Raw genomic sequence first — 17,498 nt, forward strand, 5'->3', positions numbered from 1 at the left:
CGCTCCCGACCTTGCCAGGCAGGGCCGGGAGCCAAGGCGTGCTGACTTTCCGCCCTTATCCGATCCAGCACGGCTGTACCGATGAGCAAGAGCGAACGCCCGAGCCAACTCTTCCGCAATCTCAACGCGAAGGTCGCTTCGATCCCGATGATCCTCACCGCAATGGTGGTCTTTGTCGGCGGCACCGCGTGGACGGTGCTCTACTCCTTCACCAATTCGAAGCTGCTGCCGCGGCTGAATTTCGTCGGGCTCGACCAATATTACCGGCTGTGGGCGACGCCGCGCTGGCTGATTTCGATCGAGAACCTCTTGATCTACGGTGTGATCTCACTGGTGTTCTCGCTGGTGATCGGTTTTCTGCTGGCGGCCCTGCTCGACCAGAAGATCCGTTTCGAGGACACGTTCCGCACCATCTTCCTCTACCCCTTCGCGCTCTCCTTCATCGTCACCGGCCTTGTCTGGCAATGGCTGCTCAATCCGGATTTCGGCGTCCAGGGCGTGGTACGAAGCCTTGGCTGGACCAGCTTCGATTTCAATCCGCTCTACAATTCCAGCATCGTCATCTACGGCATATCGATCGCGGCGCTTTGGCAAGGCACGGGGCTGATCATGTGCCTGATGCTGGCGGGCCTGCGCGGCATCGACGAGGACATCTGGAAGGCCGCACGGGTGGACGGGATTCCCATGTGGAAGACTTATCTGTTCATCATCATCCCGATGATGCGGCCGGTTTTCATCACCACGCTGGTGATCATCGCGTCCGGCATCGTCAAGGTCTATGACCTCGTCGTCGCGCAGACCAGCGGCGGGCCGGGCATCGCCTCCGAAGTGCCGGCCAAATACGTCTATGACTACATGTTCTTCGCCCAGAATCTCGGCCAGGGCTTTGCCGCCTCGACCATGATGCTGCTGTCGGTGATGATCGTCATCGTGCCGTGGGCCTATCTCGAATTCGGAGGCCGCAAGCGTGTCTGATCATGCCGTCTCCTTGTCCGCCACGTCGTCAAACCTCCGGGCTGGCGCCTCCGGCCCGAGCGGACCAAAGCCGCGGCACATGTTCTCGCGCCGTAACATTTTCCTGTACGGCACGCTCATCGTGGTGGCGCTCTACTATCTCCTGCCGCTCTATGTGATGGTCGTCACCTCGCTGAAGGGCATGCCGGAGATCCGCCTCGGCAACATTTTCTCGCCGCCGCTCGAGATCACCTTCGAGCCCTGGGTCAAGGCGTGGTCGCAGGCCTGCACCGGCCTCAATTGCGACGGGCTCTCGCGCGGGTTCTGGAATTCGGTGCGCATCACCGTTCCCTCGGTGATCCTGTCGATCGCAATCGCCTCGGTGAACGGCTACGCGCTGGCCAACTGGCGCTTCAAGGGCGCCGACACCTTCTTCGTCATCCTGATCGTCGGCGCCTTCATTCCCTATCAGGTGATGATCTATCCCATCGTCATCATCCTGCGCGAGATCGGCCTCTATGGCAGCCTTACCGGCCTGGTGATCGTGCATTCCATTTTCGGCATGCCGATCCTGACGCTTCTGTTCCGCAATTATTTCACATCCATGCCGGAGGAACTGTTCCGGGCGGCGCGCGTCGATGGCGCCGGCTTCTGGGGCATCTACCTGCGCATCATGCTGCCGATGTCACTGCCGATCTTCGTCGTCGCCATCATCCTGCAGGTGACCGGCATCTGGAACGACTTCCTGTTCGGCGTCGTCTACACCCGTCCCGACACCTATCCCATGACGGTGCAGCTCAACAACATCGTCAACTCGGTGCAAGGCGTGAAGGAATACAACGTCAACATGGCCGCCACCATCCTGACCGGGTTGGTGCCGCTGATCGTCTATTTCATTTCCGGCAAATTGTTCGTGCGCGGCATCGCCGCCGGCGCGGTGAAAGGGTGATGGCGATGGCGGCGAACGGCACCAGCGTTTCGATCCAGGACCTGTCGCTGAACTTCGGCGCGGTCTCGGTGCTGCAGACGCTCAATCTCGATGTCGCCGAAGGCGAGTTCATCGTGCTGCTCGGACCCTCCGGCTGCGGCAAGTCGACCTTGCTCAACTGCATCGCCGGCCTGCTCGACATTTCGGAAGGCCGCATCTTCATCAAGGGCAAGAACGTCACCTGGGAAGAGCCCAAGGACCGCGGCATCGGCATGGTCTTCCAGTCCTATGCGCTCTATCCGCAAATGACGGTGGAGAAGAACCTGTCCTTCGGGCTGCGTGTCGCCGGCATCGCCAAGGACGAGATCGCCAAGCGCATCGCGCGCGCCGCCGAGATCCTGCAGATCGAGCCGTTGCTGCAGCGCAAGCCGGCGGCCCTTTCCGGCGGCCAGCGCCAGCGCGTGGCGATCGGACGGGCGCTGGTGCGCGATGTCGACGTCTTCCTGTTCGACGAACCGCTGTCCAATCTCGATGCCAAGCTGCGTTCGGAGCTGCGTGTCGAGATCAAGCTTCTGCACCGCAAGCTGCAGAACACGATGATCTATGTCACCCACGACCAGATCGAGGCAATGACGCTGGCCGACCGCATCGCGGTGATGAAGGGCGGCGTCATCCAGCAGCTCGACGCGCCGCAGACCATCTACAACCGCCCGGTCAACCGGTTTGTCGCCGGCTTCCTCGGTTCGCCTGCGATGAATTTCGTCGAGGGGCAGCTGGAGACCGGCACGACGGCGGTGTTCAAGACCGGGGATTTGGCCATCCCGCTCGAGCGCTATGGCTTCGATGGCGCCGGCAACAAGAGCGGGCCTTGCGTGTTCGGGATTCGCCCCGAGCACGTTGCCTTTGGCGAGGCCGCGAATTCCATGCCCTTCGCCACCGATGCCGCCGTCGAGATCGTCGAGCCGATGGGCTCCGATACGCTGGTGTGGACGAAGCTCGGCGGCCGCATTTTTTCCTTCCGTGTCGAGGCGGAAAAAACGCTGCGCAATGGCGACCCGATCAGGATCGGCTTTGATCCTGCCCGCGCCTCGCTGTTCGATACTCCATCCGGCAACCGCATGTAGCTCCCAAGAAAACCATCCTCCCAAGGACAATCCCCAAGCAGAACGGACAGAGACGATGAACTGGTCATTCCAACTTTACAGCGCCCGCAATTTCTTGCCCTGGACCGATGTGCTCGAAATGCTCGGCAAGCTCGGCTATGCCGAGGTCGAAGGGTTCGGCGGCGTCTATGACGATCCCAAGGCCTTCCGCGCCGAGCTCGACAAGAACGGCCTTGCCATGCCGACCGGGCATTTTTCCATCGATGCGCTGGAGAATGATTTCGACGGTGTGCGCCGGATCGCCGAAACGCTCGGCGTCAAGCTTTTGATCTGTCCCTATCTGATGGCCGAGGACAGGCCATCCGACGCCGCCGGCTGGCGCGCCTTTGGCGAGCGCCTGGCCAAGGTCGGCGAGGTCGCGTCGAAGGCCGGCTATGGCTTCGCCTGGCACAACCATGATTTCGAGTTCAAGACACTCGCCGACGGCTCGGTGCCGCAGGACCATATCCTGTCGTCCGCGCCCAATATAGGCTGGGAAATGGACGTCGCCTGGGTAGTGCGCGGCGGCTCCGACCCGCTGCCCTGGATCGAAAAGCAGGGCCAGCGCATCGTCGCCGTCCATGTCAAGGACATGGCGAAGGCGGGCGAGGGGCTGGATGAGGATGGCTGGTCGGATGTCGGCCACGGCACGATCGATTGGGCCGGCCTGATCAAGGTGCTGCGGGCCAAGAGCGCGGCGAAATACTTTGTCATGGAACAGGACAATCCCAACGACATCGAGCGCTTCGCCCGCCGCTCGATCGCAACCGTCAAGAGCTACTAGGAACAACCACCATGGCAAAGAAGCTGGGTACTGGGAAATTGGGTGTTGGCGTCATCGGCTGCGGCAACATCTCGAAGGCGTATTTTTCGCTGGCGCCGTTGTTTCGCGGCATCGAGATGCGCGCCTGCGCCGACATCAACATGGACGCGGCCAGGGCGCGGGCGAAGGAATTCAAGCTGCGCGCCGAGACCGTCGAGGATCTGCTCAAGGCCGACGATATCGACATCATCGTCAACCTCACCATTCCGGCCGTGCATTACGAGGTGTCGAAGCAGGTGCTCGATGCCGGCAAGCATGTCTATTCCGAAAAGCCGTTCGTGCTGTCGCTCAAGGAGGGCCAGGACCTCAAGGCGCGGGCGCAGAAGAGGGGGCTGCGCATCGGCTCGGCGCCGGACACGTTCCTCGGCGGCGCGCACCAGCTGGTGCGCGAACTGATCGACGAGGGGAAGCTTGGCAAGATCACCAGCGGCACCTGCCACGTCATGGGCCACGGTATGGAGCATTGGCACCCCAATCCCGACTTCTTCTTCCAGCCCGGCGCGGGACCAGTGCTCGACATCGGACCGTACTACATCACCAATCTCATCCAGCTGATCGGGCCGGTGAGGCAGGTGGCGGCCTTGGCGACGACCCCCGCCAAGGAACGGACCATCAGTTCAAAGCCGCGCGCAGGCGAAAAAATCCCGGTCAACACGCCGACCACCATCCATGGCCTGCTGGAATTCGAGAACGGCGCCGTGGTGACGCTGAACACCAGCTGGGATGTGTGGGCTCACGGCCACGCGCCGATGGAACTCTATGGCGAGGCCGGGACGGTGTTCGTGCCGGATCCGAACTTCTTCGGCGGCGACGTGCGCTTCACCGAAGAAGGCAAGCCGGTCAAGAAGCTGCCGAAATGGAAGCATCCGCTTGGCGTTCCCAATGAGATGCATGGCCAGGGCATGATGGCCAATTACCGCACGGCGGGCCTGGCCGACATGGCGCTGGCGATCGCCGAAGGGCGACCGCACCGCTGTTCAATGGAGCTCGCGCTGCATGCCGTCGATGTCATGACCGGCCTCCTGCGCTCCGGCGAAACCGGCAAGTTCGTCGCCATGCAGACCACTTGCGAGCGTCCGGCCGCGCTTGGCGTCAAGCAGGCCAAGGAGCTGCTGGCCAAGAAGACGTAGTCGCATGGATTATCGATAATTTTGCCTTACCCCTCTCCCCGTTCCTCCGGGGAGGGGGTAAAGGATGGGGTACGGGCATGCTCATCGCCTCTGCGATGACGGTGCCCTGTCCGTTCAAATTCGAGGATTTCCCCATGCCCTATATCGCCGCTGAAAACCGCTACGAGAAAATGATCTACAACCGCTGCGGTCGGTCCGGCCTCAAGCTGCCGGCGATCTCGCTCGGGCTGTGGCACAATTTCGGCGACGACACGCCGCATCGGACCAAGCAGGCGATCGTGCGAAAGGCCTTCGATCTTGGCATCACCCATTTCGACCTCGCTAACAATTATGGGCCGCCGCCCGGCTCGGCCGAGACGGCTTTCGGCGAGATACTGCGTACTGATTTTGCCGCCTATCGCGACGAACTGATCATCTCGACCAAGGCCGGCTACGAAATGTGGGCCGGCCCCTACGGCGAATGGGGCGGGCGCAAATACATGCTGGCCAGCCTCGACCAGAGCCTGAAGCGGATGGGCCTCGACTATGTCGACATCTTCTATTCGCACCGCTTCGATCCCGATACGCCGCTCGAAGAAACCATGGGCGCGCTCGACCATGCGGTGCGTTCGGGCAAGGCGCTCTACGCCGGCATCTCGTCCTACAATTCGCAGCGCACCCGCGAGGCCGCCGACATATTGAGGCAACTCGGTACGCCCTGCGTCATCCATCAGCCGAGCTATTCGATGCTGAACCGCTGGGTCGAGGAGGACGGACTGCTCGACACGCTCGAGGGGCTCGGCGTCGGCTCCATCGTGTTCTCGCCGCTGGCGCAAGGCATGCTGACCGACAAATATCTCGGCGGCATTCCCGATGGCAGCCGGGCCTCCCAAGGCAAGTCGCTCAAGACAGCTTTCATCAACGACCGCACCATTGCCAACATCAAGGCGCTCAACGCGATCGCCGGCAAGCGCGGCCAGACACTGGCCCAGATGGCCTTGGCCTGGGTGCTGCGCAGGGGCCGGGTTACTTCGGCGCTGATCGGCGCCAGCCGGCCCGAGCAGGTCGAGGATTGCGTCGGCGCGCTGAAGGTGCTCGACTTCAGCGACTCCGAACTTGCCGAAATCGATACATACGCGCGCGAGTCCGACATCAACCTGTGGGCTGCTTCCGCCGAGCGCAAAGGCCCGCCGAGGAAATAGCTGAAGCCGGCTAATAAAGGCTGGCGGAATTGCTGGCGCCGGCCTTCGCGGATGAAGTCAGGTCAGGGCGTGGCCGGCCTCCCTGAGGCGGCGTTGATCGCCGCGTGGGTCGGCAGGCCAACGGTGCCGGGCACACCCTTGGCTACCCTCGTCGAGATTTCTGCCAATGTGCCCGCGCGTCATCGATTGGCCCGGGACAACAACAGAAGAGTAGCAAAGAGGGCGGTTCGTCGCTATCTGAATGGGATCGGGCCGTTTGCATGCGCAGACAGCCCGCCAACAGTGCAGGACAAGTGGAACAGGACCATGGCGGCAAGGGATGTGCTGACGAAAAACCAGTTGTGCGTGCTCGAGAAACTCGAGATCGCCAGCGGGCCGCTCAGCGCCTACACCTTGCTCGATCAGCTTCGCGAGCGCGGTTTTCGCGCCCCATTGCAGGTCTATCGCGCGCTCGACACGCTGGTGAAATCAGGTTTCGTGCACCGGCTGGAAAGCATTAATTCCTTCGTCGCCTGCGCCGAGCCGCACGACCATAGCCACTCGATGACCGCCTTCGCCATATGCGATACTTGCGGGCAGGTGACCGAAATGTCTGATCACGACGTCGACCACCGGCTGAACGAATGGGTCAACTCGACCGGCTTCGCCGCCAAGAAGGCGGTGATCGAATTTCGCGGGACCTGCGCGAAATGTTTGGCGCAAGCGGCCTGAGGGCCTCGCTAGCGCGTCAGTGTGCCTCGTCCCAGTTGTTGGCGGCCCGCGCGTCGACATGCAGCGGCACCGACATCGAGACCGCCGGCATCGCCGCGTTTTCCATGACATGGCGCACGACGGGGATCGTCGCCTCGACTTCCGCCTCGACCGTTTCGAAGATCAGTTCGTCATGCACCTGCAGGAGCATGCGGGCCGACAGCTTGGCCTTGTCCAAGGCTTCCTCCATGCGGATCATGGCGCGGCGGATGATGTCGGCGGCGGTGCCTTGCAGGCGGGCGTTGATCGAGGCGCGCTCGTTGAACGCGCGCAGCGACGGGTTCGAGGACCTGATGTCGGGATAGTGGATGCGGCGGCCGAAGATCGTTTCGACGAAGCCGTGCTCGCGGGCATAGGCCTTGGTCTCCTCGATATAATCGCGGATGCCGGGAAAGCGCTCGAAGTATTTCTTGATGTAGGCGCTCGCCTCCTCGCGCGGGATCGACAGCTGGTTGGCGAGACCGAAGGCCGAGATGCCATAGATGATGCCGAAATTGATCGCCTTGGCGCGGCGGCGCACTTCCGACGGCATACCCTCCACGGGCACGTTGAACATTTCAGACGCTGTGATGGCGTGGATGTCGGCGCCATCCGCAAAGGCCTGCCGCAATTGCGGGATTTCAGCGACATGGGCGAGCACGCGCAGTTCGATCTGGCTGTAGTCGGCTGACACCAGCCGGAGGCTCTTGTCGGTGATGAAGGCGGTCCGGATCTTGCGGCCTTCAGCCGTGCGCACCGGAATGTTCTGCAGGTTCGGGTCGGAAGACGACAGACGGCCCGTCGTCGTCGCGGCGAGCGCGTAGGAGGTGTGGACGCGTTTCGTGTCGGGATTGACGAAGCCGGGCAGGGCGTCGGTGTAGGTCGATTTCAGCTTGGTCAGCTGGCGCCAATCGACGATCTTACGCGGCAGTTCGTGCCCTTCCGCGGCAAGGTCTTCGAGCAGCTGCGCCGAGGTCGACCACTGGCCGGTCTTGGTCTTGGAGCCGCCGGGCAGGCCCATGCGGCCGAACAATATGTCGCCGAGCTGCTTGGGTGAGCCGATGTTGATGCGCTCGCCGATGAGCAGGTAGATTTCCTCCTCGAGCCGGGCCGCACCTTGCGCCAGTTCCCCCGACAGCCGCGACAGGATCTGCCGATCGACCGAAATGCCGCGCTGTTCCATGCGCGCCAGCACCGGCACCAGTGGCCGCTCCAGGCGTTCATAGACCGAGACCAGGCCCTTGGCGGCAAGCCGGGGCTTCAGCACCCGCCACAGCCGCAACGTCACGTCGGCATCCTCGGCGGCGTGAGCGGTCGCCCTGTCGATATCGACCTGGTCAAAACCGACAGAGTTCTTGCCGGAACCGGTCACGTCCTTGAGTTGAAGAGGTTTATGGCCAAGCCATTTGTCGGCAAGGGCATCCATGCCGTGGCCATGCGGCGTGCCGGCGTCGAGCACGTAGGAGATCAGCATGGTGTCGTCGAACGGCGCGACATCGATGCCGTAGCGGCTCAGGATGACCAGATCATATTTCAGGTTCTGCGCGATCTTCAGCACCGACCTGTCCTCGAACAGGGGTTTGAGGACCGCCAGAGCCTCGCGAAGCGGAACCTGGTTTTCGAGCGTGCCGCCGCCAAGCAGGTCGCCATTGCCGCTCTTATGGGCGAAGGGAATATAGCCGGCGCGGCCAGGCGCTGTGGCCATGGCCAAGCCGATCAGTTCGGCCTGCATCGGATCGGTCGAGGTGGCCCTGACGTCGAAGGCAGCGATACCGGCCTCCCGCGCCTCCGCGACCCAGGCTTTCAGCGTCGCGATATCGCGGATGCACTGATAGGCCGCGGTATCGATCTTGGCGGTCGCCGCTCTCTCCAGCCGCAATGCGGCCAGGAGGGATGGGGTGTCACCTTGTTTTGGCGTCTCCGTCGTCTCGATTTCAGCAGCCTGGCCAGGCTCGGAGCCCGTCCCGTTCCGGGCAACGGGCGGTGTTCCGGCGCCGACATCGGGGCCATGGGCGTTATCGGCGCGTTCGACGGGCACCGCGACAGCCTGGACGTCGCCGGCCTCGGTGCCGGTCGCTTCCGCCACACGACGGGTCAGCGAGGTGAATTCCATGGTCTTGAGGAAGCCGATCAGCTTCGGTCCGTCGGGGGCATGCAGGACGAAATCGTCCAATCCTTCTGCCACCGGCACATCGTTCTTCAGCGTCACCAGCTGGCGCGAGATGCGCGCCTTGTCGGCGTTGGCGATGATCGATTCCCGCCTTTTCTCCTGCTTGATCTCGCCGGCGCGGGCGAGCAATCCGTCGAGGTCGCCGAACTGCTCGAGCAGTTGCGCCGCGGTCTTTGGCCCAATGCCGGGCACGCCAGGCACATTGTCGACGGAGTCGCCCGTCAGCGCCTGCAGGTCAATCATCTTTTCCGGCGGCACGCCCCATTTCTCGACGACTTCGGGGATGCCGATCTGCCGGTCCTTCATCGGGTCGTACATGCCGACGGTTTCGCCAACCAGCTGCATCAAGTCCTTGTCGGAGGAGATGATGGTGGTGTCGCCGCCGGCCTCGCAGGCCAGCCGGCAATAGGTGGCGATGAGATCGTCGGCCTCGAAGCCTTCCATCTCGACGCAGGGCAGGTTGAACGCCCTGGTAGCCTGGCGGATCAGGCCGAACTGCGGGATCAGATCCTCGGGCGGAGCCGAACGGTTGGCCTTGTATTCGGGATAAAGGTCGTTTCGGAAGGTTTTCGAGGAATAGTCGAAGATGACGGCGAAATGCGTCGGCACAATGCCCACATCGGTGTTGCGCGCATCCTGCATCAGCTTCCACAGCATGTTGCAGAAGCCGGAAACGGCACCGACCGGCAGGCCGTCCGACTTGCGGGTCAGCGGCGGCAGCGCGTGATAGGCGCGGAAGATGTAGCCGGAGCCGTCGATGAGAAAGAGATGATCGCCTTTTTTCATGCGGGCAGGGATAGCGCGGCGCGATGGCTTGGTCCATGCCAAAGACAGCGCCAGATACAACACCCTGACAGATCGCGACCCTGACGGATCAAAGGCATACAGGCCCGCTCACGGGCACGTTACAAAAGTGTAACGTTGACGCCCTTGAATCGCCACGTTCACAGACCCAAATACACGTCATCGGCAGTTTTCGCCGAAGTCCGGAGCAAGGCCCGTCCCCCGCCTATACCGGACAATTGCGGCAGCCTATCCCCCCTCTCCGGGCTGCCGCATCGTTTCGAGTAAAAGGCCGCCGTGGTTCCCCCTCCACCACGGCGGCATTTTTTTGCCCGCGGCGGCCATCCGGGTCGTGGTCCAATCGTCCCGGGCTTTTCGTTTCGCCGCTCTGCCTTTACGGTTCCGACACTGAACCGAAAGGCTATTGCAAATGTCCGCAGTCTCCCCCGTCCTCAACCGTCTCGACAAGAATCTCGACCAGAGCCTGGAACGGCTCTTCGGCCTGCTCGGGATCAAGTCGATCTCCACCGATCCAGCCTACGCCGCCGACTGCCGCAAGGCGGCGGAATGGCTGGTGGCGGAACTCAAACTGATCGGCTTCGACGCCAGTGTGCGCGACACGCCCGGCCACCCCATGGTGGTTGCGCATCATGATGGGCCGGCTGGCGCGCCGCATGTGCTGTTCTACGGCCACTACGACGTGCAGCCGGTCGACCCGATCGAATTGTGGGAAAACGATCCCTTCGCCCCCGCGATCAAGGAGGTGGGACCTGGTCACAAGATCATCACCGGGCGTGGCTCGGCCGACGACAAGGGCCAGCTGATGACCTTCGTCGAGGCATGCCGTGCCTGGAAACAGGTGCACGGCAGCCTGCCGTGCCGGGTCACCATCCTGTTCGAAGGCGAGGAGGAATCCGGCTCGCCCTCGCTGAAGCCGTTCCTCGAGGCCAATGCCGAGGAGCTCAAGGCCGACTTCGCGCTGGTCTGCGATACCAGCATGTGGGACCGCGACACGCCGTCGATCTGCGTCGGGCTACGCGGTCTGGTCGGCGAGGAGATCACGGTGAAGGCCGCCGACCGCGACCTGCATTCGGGCCTGTATGGCGGGGCTGCCGCCAACCCGATCCGCATCCTAGCCAAGGTACTGGCCGACATCCACGACAAGGACGGCCATATCACCATCCCGGGCTTCTATGACGGCGTCGAGGAAACCCCCTCGCAGGTGCTGAAATCATGGGAGACGCTGGGCGAGACGGCCGAGACCTTCCTTGGGCCTGTCGGCTTGTCGATCCCATCGGGCGAAAAAGGCCGCTCGGTGCTGGAACTGACCTGGGCGCGACCCACCGCCGAATTCAACGGCATCATCGGTGGCTATACCGGCAAGGGTTTCAAGACGGTCATCGCGGCGGAGGCCTCGGCAAAGGTCTCGTTCCGCCTTGTCCACAAGCAGGATCCGGCCAAGATCCGCGCGGCCTTCCAGAAATTCGTCAAGGAACGCATCCCGGCCGATTGTACGGTCGAATTCCATGCTCATGGCGGCTCACCGGCAATCCAGCTCTCTTACGACTCCCCCTTCCTGGCCAAGGCCAAGATGGCGCTTTCCGACGAATGGCCAAAGCCCGCGGTGACGACCGGCAGCGGCGGCTCCATTCCGGTGGTGGGCGACTTTCAGACCTATCTCGGCATGGAATCGCTGCTGGTCGGGTTCGGCCTCGATGACGACCGCATCCACTCGCCCAACGAGAAATACGAGCTTAGCTCCTTCCACAAGGGCCAGCGCTCCTGGGCGCGCATTCTGGATGCGCTGACACGCTGAGCGCGGAAAACACGTTTTCTTGTTGATTTTTCACTGGATCGCGGCGAGGACGGGTAACGCCGCGACCCGGAGAAAACGATGAGCGATATCCGCTTCCATAAAAACGATCTGCCCGACCTTTCGCATTACGATGTCGCGGCGGTGGCGATCGATACGGAGACGCTTGGCCTCAACCCGCACCGAGACCGGCTCTGCGTGGTGCAGATCTCGCCTGGCGACGGCAGCGCCGATGTCATCCAGATCGTGCCGGGCCAGAAGGAAGCACCAAACCTGGTCAAGCTGCTGGCAAACGACAGGGTGACCAAGCTGTTCCACTACGGTCGCTTCGACCTCGCCGTGCTCTACCACGCGTTTGGCGTGATGGCCGAGCCGGTGTTCTGCACCAAGATCGCCTCGCGGCTGACGCGCACCTACACCGACCGGCACGGGCTGAAGGACATCTGTTTCGAGCTTCTCGGCGTCGGTCTGTCCAAGGCGCAGCAATCGTCGGATTGGGCGGCCGAAACGCTGTCGCCCGAACAGCTCGAATACGCCGCCTCCGATGTGCTCTATCTGCATCGTTTGCGCGATGCGCTGGCGGGACGGCTGGCGCGCGAGGGCCGGACGAAGGAGGCGGACGCCTGTTTCCGTTTCCTGCCGACGCGGGCCAAGCTTGACCTGATGGGCTGGGGCGAAGAGGATATCTTCGCTCACAGTTGAGAAAAGGGATGAGATGGCGGACAGAAAGCCGATATCGACCGCGCCGACCGACGGCTCCAAGGTCACCGTCACCTGGAAGGACAGCGACGGCGTCCTCAATGAATCCATAGCGCAATACCGCGACGGCGGCTGGTGGGTCTACACCGACAGCCATACCCAGAAGAAGGTCGAGCCGACCAGCTGGCGGCCCGCTGCCAGCGACGACGACGACCAGTGAGCGCCGCTGGCGAGGCCGGCTGCTTTCGACTAGCCTGAAGCCGTTGATATCGGGCCGATTCGGAGCCTTCCGCTCCGCACCCGCCCTCTTGCACGGAGGAACCCGCCATGGGTGTCGAAAGCCTTCTCGTCTTCATCCTCATCGGTGCCATCGCCGGCTGGCTCGCCGGTCTCATCGTTTCGGGTTTCGGCTTCGGCCTGATCGGCAACATCATCGTCGGCATTATCGGCGCGTTCATCGCCGGCTGGTTGTTTCCGCGCATCGGCTTCTCGATCGGCGGTGGCATCATCGCCTCCATAATCCACGCCACGATCGGCGCCATCATCCTTTTGGTTCTGGTCAGGGTGCTGAAACGAGCCTGAGGTTCGGCACGACAAAAGGCGCGCCATGAAGCAGAATACGCTCTATCTCATCATTGGCGCGCTCATCGTCGTGGTCGTCGCGCTGGGCGTCTACGTCTACCGCGAGCAGGCCAGGCCGAAAGGCGTCGAACTCAAGATCGACGACAAGGGCATTTCAATCCAGCAGAACTGAACCCGCCGGGATCCAGGAGCGTGACATGGGGGCTTCCGACGCGTGGCAGAGCGGAGAGCGGCCCAGGATTACCGTGGCGGAATGGGAGAGGCTGAACCGGCCGCCACGACGCGAGGCGTTGCTGCGCTATTACTGGCGGACTTTTCGCTTCCTGAGGACATCCGCGCCGGTCAGCGAATTGCAGGGACGACAGCAATCGTTCCGTGACGCGATCGTCGCCAGCGTTGCCTTCAACCGGCCTGATGTGATCGCATGGCAGATCCACCTCGTGCGCCGACACCTGGCCGAGCACGAGAGCTATATCGTCTTCGACAACAGCAAGAAGGAGGAGGCGAGGGAAGCCATCCGCGACCTCTGCCTGCGCCAGCACGTCCCCTATGTAGCGTTGCCGAGGAACAGGCTGACGGTCAGCAGATCGCACGGCCAGGCGCTCAACTGGATCGTGCGCAATTTCATGACCGGCTTGGCCCCGAAGGTCTTCGGCTTCATCGACCATGACATCTTTCCGACGGAATCTTTTTCAATCCGCGACCGGCTGAAGGGCAAGAGCGTTTACGGCAGTGTCCGGCGCGACACTCCGACGCCGGGCGGCTGGTTCTTGTGGCCCGCCTTCTGTTTTTTCGACGGAAGCCTGTTGCGGCAGCGGCTGGATTTCGCGCCGAGCTACAAATTCCGTATGGACTCGGGTGGCGGCAACTGGCCGCTGCTCTACCGCACGATCGACCAGGCGCTGGTCAGATTTACCGAGAACAAGTTGCTGCGCTGCGGCGAGGGCGATGACGAGCACGAGGATTTCTTCATGTCGGTCGACGGCTGGCTGCATGTAACCAATGCCTCGAACTGGCGAAGGCAGCCGGTTGACAGGCGCGAACAACTTGTCGCCTTGTTGCGGCAAGCTGCGGGTCCTGACCATCTGGATGTGAAGTTCGAGCCGATCTAGAAGGATCGGGGTCCGTCGACCGCTCGAACAATGTCGTTGCGGTCACCTGCGAGGAGCAGGCGCTGGCCTTCTATCCGCCGGCGTCGATTGTCGGAACGGCAGGCTCGGGGATCGAGCCAGGCTTCGGAGAGAAGAGGATTAACAAATTCCTAACGGAATTCAGAGGTTTGGCCGAAGGCCTGCTTAACCCGCCCTTAAATCGCCGCATCTACTCTTCAACCCGAGCGCCATTGGCACCGGGGACATCAAGCGCAGCGCATGGCGAACCGCAGAGACAGTCGCATCGAGCCCAGCTTCGAGGGACCGCCGCGAGCGAGATCCCAGACGGGTCTTTCGGTGAGCGAGGAGGACCGCGTCGTGCCGAGCAACCGCAAAGCCTCCGCCAAACGCAAATCATCGAAGGCGAAATCGCCGCGGGGGAGGCGCGGCGGAGGCGGGCGCGGGCTGTTCGGCGTGCTCGGCCGGCTGTTCTACTGGTGCTTTGTGCTCGCCATCTGGGGTGGCATCGCCGTGGCCGGCGTCGTCATCTACTACGGCGCCAAGATGCCGGCGGCCACGACCTGGTCGATCCCCGATCGAGCGCCCAACATCAAGATCGTCTCGGCCGATGGACAATTGCTGGCCAATCGCGGCATGAGCGGCGGCGAGGCGGTCGGCCTGCACGAAATGTCCGCCTATATTCCCGAGGCGGTGATCGCCATCGAGGACCGCCGTTTCTATTCGCATTTCGGTGTCGATCCGATCGGCCTGTCGCGCGCCATGGTCACCAACCTCATCGGCGGGCATTTCTCGCAAGGCGGTTCGACGCTGACGCAGCAATTGGCCAAGAACCTGTTCCTGACGCCGGACCGTACACTGGAGCGTAAAGTGCAGGAGGTGCTGCTGGCCCTATGGCTCGAGCACAAGCACAGCAAGGACCAGATCCTCGAAATGTACCTCAACCGGGTCTATTTCGGCTCCGGCGCCTATGGCGTCGAGGCGGCCTCGCGGCGCTATTTCGGCAAGAGCGCGCGCGACGTCACGCTGTCCGAAGCCGCCCTGCTTGCCGGCCTCTTGAAGGCGCCCTCGCGGCTGTCGCCGGCGCGCGATCCCAAGGCCGCCGAGGAGCGTTCGCAGTTGGTGCTCGGCGCCATGCGCGAGGAGGGCAAGATCAGCGAGAAAGAGTTGAAAACGGCGCTCAGCGCACCGGCGACGCGCTCGCCATCCTACTGGACCGGTTCGGAAAACTATGTCGCCGACACCATCATGGAAGAATTGCCCGACCTGATCGGCGACGTGCGCGGCGATATCGTCATCGATTCTACCGTGGACCTGAACCTGCAGAAACTTGCCGAAAAGTCGATACGCCGGCTGATCGACGACAGCCGCAAGAAGCTCAACGTCACCCAGGGCGCGCTGGTATCGATCGACGATTCCGGCGCGGTACGCGCCATGGTCGGCGGCTACGACTATTCGACCAGCCAGTTCGACCGTGCCTCGGAGGCGCGCCGGCAGCCGGGCTCGGCGTTCAAGCCGTTTGTCTATATGGCGGCACTTGAGGCCGGCCGCACGCCTGACAGCATCCGCAACGATGCGCCGATCAAGATCGGCAACTGGACGCCGGACAATTACGGCGGCAAGTACTTTGGCAAGGTCACCTTGGCGACAGCGCTGGCAAAATCGCTGAACTCGGTTGCCGCGCAGCTGACCATGGAAGTCGGCCCGAACGCGGTGGTGGAAGCCGCGCACCGCATGGGCATCCAGTCCGACCTGCAGGCCAACACCTCCATCGCGCTCGGCACCTCGGAAGTGACGCCATTGGAGCTGACTTCGGCCTATGTGCCCTTCGCCAATGGCGGCTACAAGCCGGACATCCATTTCATCCGCCGCGTGACGACGTCAGACGGCAAGGTGCTCTACGACAGCGCCGGCGGCAGCGCACCGCGCGTGATCAAGCCCGAGATCGTCGGCATGATGAATTCGATGATGACCGGCACGGTCGAGGTCGGCACCGCCAGGAAGGCGGCTTTCGCCTGGCCGTCGGCCGGCAAGACCGGCACCAGCCAGAATTCGCGCGACGCCTGGTTCGTCGGCTACACCGCCAATCTGACCACCGGCGTATGGTTCGGCAATGATGACGGCACGGCGATGAAGAAGGTCACCGGCGGCGCGCTGCCGGCGCAGGCCTGGCACGAATTCATGGTCGCCGCGCATGAGGGCGTGCCGGTGCGGCCGCTGCCCGGCACCTGGAAATCGACGCCGGCCGACACCATCGTCCCCGACGAGATTCCCTCTGCCAGCAACAACCAGCCGGCACCGGTTCCGTCGGCGTCCGTCGGCCAGCAGGCGCCAGCCGCGCAGGCCGCGGCACAGGCGACGCCAGGGCCGGTCCGTGCGGCGCGGCCTGCCCAGACCGTCGATGCCGATGGCTTCGATATGCCGGCGGATGACGGCACCACCGCTTCGGTCGGACATCCGGTGCCGCCAGGCAGCGTCGGCGGTCGGCTCAAGAAACGGCAGACGTCGATCCTGGATATCCTTGGCGGCGGCTGAGCAGCCGGCTGGCGGCGTCAATCCGCCTCTCGCCACCTCGGCGGCATTCGGCTACATGTCCAGCCCGGAGACCGCGACATGACCGAGACCGACACCAGAAAAACCATCGTGCTGACCGGCGCCAGCCGCGGTATCGGCCATGCCACTGTCAAGCGCTTTTCGCGCGAGGGCTGGCGCGTCATCACCTGCTCACGCCAGGCCTTTGCCGAGGATTGCCCGTGGCCGGCAGGGCCGGAAGATCACATCAAGGTCGATCTCGCCGACCAGGAGGATGTCGGCATCGCGGTCTCGGAAATCCGCCATCGGCTGGAAGCACATGGTGGCCAGTTGCACGCGCTGGTCAACAATGCAGGCATTTCGCCCAAGCTCAAGGACGGCAACAGCCGCATGAACTCGATCGACACGCCGATGCATGTCTGGCGCGACGTGTTCCAGGTCAATTTCTTCGCGCCGATCATGCTGGCGCGCGGCCTGTTCAAGGAATTGGCGGCGGCCAAGGGCTCGATCGTCAATGTGACGTCGATCGCCGGCACCCGCGTGCATCCCTTCGCCGGCACCGCCTATGCGACGTCGAAGGCCGCGCTCGGCTCACTGACGCGCGAGATGGCGCATGATTTCGGCCCGCACGGCATCCGTGTCAACGCCATCGCGCCAGGCGAGATCGACACCGCGATCCTGTCGCCGGGTACGGAAAAAATCGTCGAGACCATCCCACTGCGGCGCCTGGGCACCACGGCTGAGGTCGCCGACATCATCTTCTTCCTGTGCTCGAGCCAAGCGTCCTACGTGACCGGCTCGGAAATCCACATCAATGGCGGCCAGCACGTGTGAACTGGTCGAGCCAAGGCCCGCTCATCTGGCCAGGGTGACAACAGCCTTCGCAGTTCATTCGTGGCTTGATCAACGCGCCTGTGGGCAGC

16 protein-coding genes are annotated in these 17,498 nt (G+C 63.0%); 15 read left to right on the top strand and 1 reads right to left on the bottom strand.

Translation table 11 applies throughout. The features are described from left to right. Positions 1-81: 81 nt before the first annotated feature. The 7 genes from FJ543_RS11215 (at position 82) to FJ543_RS11245 (ending at position 6,869) form a co-directional block, all read left to right on the top strand. Entirely contained in the window at positions 82-975 is an 894-nt protein-coding gene (locus FJ543_RS11215) for a sugar ABC transporter permease (RefSeq protein ID WP_015315676.1), read from the top strand. Then, positions 968-1,903 (top strand): carbohydrate ABC transporter permease, encoded by a 936-nt coding sequence (locus FJ543_RS11220; RefSeq protein WP_140713180.1) that lies wholly within the window; start codon positions 968-970, stop codon positions 1,901-1,903. The genes FJ543_RS11215 and FJ543_RS11220 overlap by 8 nt, the downstream gene beginning before the upstream one ends. Beyond that, complete coding sequence (locus FJ543_RS11225; RefSeq protein WP_041163319.1) at positions 1,903-3,006, top strand: ABC transporter ATP-binding protein; 1,104 nt, start codon at positions 1,903-1,905, stop codon at positions 3,004-3,006. The genes FJ543_RS11220 and FJ543_RS11225 overlap by 1 nt, the downstream gene beginning before the upstream one ends. Positions 3,007-3,061: 55 nt before the next feature. Further along, positions 3,062-3,808, top strand: a complete 747-nt coding sequence (locus FJ543_RS11230) for a sugar phosphate isomerase/epimerase (protein WP_015315679.1) — start codon at positions 3,062-3,064, stop codon at positions 3,806-3,808. A gap of 11 nt (positions 3,809-3,819) precedes the next feature. Then, a complete protein-coding gene (locus tag FJ543_RS11235) occupies positions 3,820-4,977 on the top strand; it encodes a Gfo/Idh/MocA family oxidoreductase (protein WP_140875082.1) in 1,158 nt (385 codons plus the stop codon). Positions 4,978-5,111: 134 nt separating this feature from the next. Then, positions 5,112-6,158 (top strand): L-glyceraldehyde 3-phosphate reductase, encoded by a 1,047-nt coding sequence (gene mgrA / locus FJ543_RS11240; RefSeq protein WP_140875552.1) that lies wholly within the window; start codon positions 5,112-5,114, stop codon positions 6,156-6,158. A 306-nt stretch (positions 6,159-6,464) separates the two neighbouring features. Next, positions 6,465-6,869 carry a Fur family transcriptional regulator gene (locus FJ543_RS11245; protein WP_015315682.1) on the top strand — a complete coding sequence of 135 codons (405 nt, stop codon included), beginning with the start codon at positions 6,465-6,467 and terminating at the stop codon, positions 6,867-6,869. A gap of 16 nt (positions 6,870-6,885) precedes the next feature. Here FJ543_RS11245 and polA read toward each other — a convergent pair whose 3' ends face one another. Next, complete coding sequence (gene polA / locus FJ543_RS11250) at positions 6,886-9,843, bottom strand: DNA polymerase I (protein WP_181173957.1); 2,958 nt, start codon at positions 9,841-9,843, stop codon at positions 6,886-6,888. A gap of 427 nt (positions 9,844-10,270) precedes the next feature. Between polA and FJ543_RS11255 the strand changes: the two genes are divergently transcribed. The 8 genes from FJ543_RS11255 to FJ543_RS11290 all read left to right on the top strand — a co-directional run bounded on the left by FJ543_RS11255 (position 10,271) and on the right by FJ543_RS11290 (position 17,409). Further along, entirely contained in the window at positions 10,271-11,656 is a 1,386-nt protein-coding gene (locus FJ543_RS11255) for a M20/M25/M40 family metallo-hydrolase (protein WP_140875086.1), read from the top strand. A 78-nt stretch (positions 11,657-11,734) separates the two neighbouring features. Further along, positions 11,735-12,355: a ribonuclease D gene (locus FJ543_RS11260; protein ID WP_140875088.1), complete on the top strand. Its 621-nt coding sequence runs from the start codon at positions 11,735-11,737 to the stop codon at positions 12,353-12,355. A 13-nt stretch (positions 12,356-12,368) separates the two neighbouring features. Next, complete coding sequence (locus tag FJ543_RS11265; protein ID WP_023770648.1) at positions 12,369-12,572, top strand: hypothetical protein; 204 nt, start codon at positions 12,369-12,371, stop codon at positions 12,570-12,572. Between the two features lie 107 nt (positions 12,573-12,679). Then, on the top strand, positions 12,680-12,934 hold the full coding sequence (locus FJ543_RS11270; RefSeq protein ID WP_015315687.1) for a GlsB/YeaQ/YmgE family stress response membrane protein: 255 nt from the start codon (positions 12,680-12,682) through the stop codon (positions 12,932-12,934). Between the two features lie 25 nt (positions 12,935-12,959). Continuing rightward, entirely contained in the window at positions 12,960-13,106 is a 147-nt protein-coding gene (locus FJ543_RS11275) for a hypothetical protein (RefSeq protein WP_015315688.1), read from the top strand. Between the two features lie 25 nt (positions 13,107-13,131). Beyond that, positions 13,132-14,046, top strand: a complete 915-nt coding sequence (locus FJ543_RS11280; RefSeq protein WP_015315689.1) for a hypothetical protein — start codon at positions 13,132-13,134, stop codon at positions 14,044-14,046. A 258-nt stretch (positions 14,047-14,304) separates the two neighbouring features. Beyond that, positions 14,305-16,578: a transglycosylase domain-containing protein gene (locus tag FJ543_RS11285; protein ID WP_140875090.1), complete on the top strand. Its 2,274-nt coding sequence runs from the start codon at positions 14,305-14,307 to the stop codon at positions 16,576-16,578. A gap of 78 nt (positions 16,579-16,656) precedes the next feature. Next, entirely contained in the window at positions 16,657-17,409 is a 753-nt protein-coding gene (locus FJ543_RS11290) for an SDR family oxidoreductase (RefSeq protein ID WP_140661696.1), read from the top strand. Positions 17,410-17,498: the final 89 nt, after the last annotated feature.

Source organism: Mesorhizobium sp. B2-5-7, assembly GCF_006440875.1.
GTDB classification, from domain to species: Bacteria; Pseudomonadota; Alphaproteobacteria; order Rhizobiales; family Rhizobiaceae; genus Mesorhizobium; species Mesorhizobium australicum.

Coding starts and splice junctions, on each gene's coding strand:
- FJ543_RS11260 (WP_140875088.1), top strand. CDS start 11,735: ATGAGCGATATCCGCTTCCATAAAAACGATCTGCCCGACCTTTCGCAT.
- FJ543_RS11225 (WP_041163319.1), top strand. CDS start 1,903: ATGGCGATGGCGGCGAACGGCACCAGCGTTTCGATCCAGGACCTGTCG.
- FJ543_RS11280 (WP_015315689.1), top strand. CDS start 13,132: ATGGGGGCTTCCGACGCGTGGCAGAGCGGAGAGCGGCCCAGGATTACC.
- FJ543_RS11255 (WP_140875086.1), top strand. CDS start 10,271: ATGTCCGCAGTCTCCCCCGTCCTCAACCGTCTCGACAAGAATCTCGAC.
- FJ543_RS11230 (WP_015315679.1), top strand. CDS start 3,062: ATGAACTGGTCATTCCAACTTTACAGCGCCCGCAATTTCTTGCCCTGG.
- FJ543_RS11285 (WP_140875090.1), top strand. CDS start 14,305: ATGGCGAACCGCAGAGACAGTCGCATCGAGCCCAGCTTCGAGGGACCG.
- FJ543_RS11275 (WP_015315688.1), top strand. CDS start 12,960: ATGAAGCAGAATACGCTCTATCTCATCATTGGCGCGCTCATCGTCGTG.
- mgrA (WP_140875552.1), top strand. CDS start 5,112: ATGCCCTATATCGCCGCTGAAAACCGCTACGAGAAAATGATCTACAAC.
- FJ543_RS11265 (WP_023770648.1), top strand. CDS start 12,369: ATGGCGGACAGAAAGCCGATATCGACCGCGCCGACCGACGGCTCCAAG.
- FJ543_RS11270 (WP_015315687.1), top strand. CDS start 12,680: ATGGGTGTCGAAAGCCTTCTCGTCTTCATCCTCATCGGTGCCATCGCC.
- FJ543_RS11290 (WP_140661696.1), top strand. CDS start 16,657: ATGACCGAGACCGACACCAGAAAAACCATCGTGCTGACCGGCGCCAGC.
- FJ543_RS11215 (WP_015315676.1), top strand. CDS start 82: ATGAGCAAGAGCGAACGCCCGAGCCAACTCTTCCGCAATCTCAACGCG.
- polA (WP_181173957.1), bottom strand. CDS start 9,843: ATGAAAAAAGGCGATCATCTCTTTCTCATCGACGGCTCCGGCTACATC.
- FJ543_RS11245 (WP_015315682.1), top strand. CDS start 6,465: ATGGCGGCAAGGGATGTGCTGACGAAAAACCAGTTGTGCGTGCTCGAG.
- FJ543_RS11235 (WP_140875082.1), top strand. CDS start 3,820: ATGGCAAAGAAGCTGGGTACTGGGAAATTGGGTGTTGGCGTCATCGGC.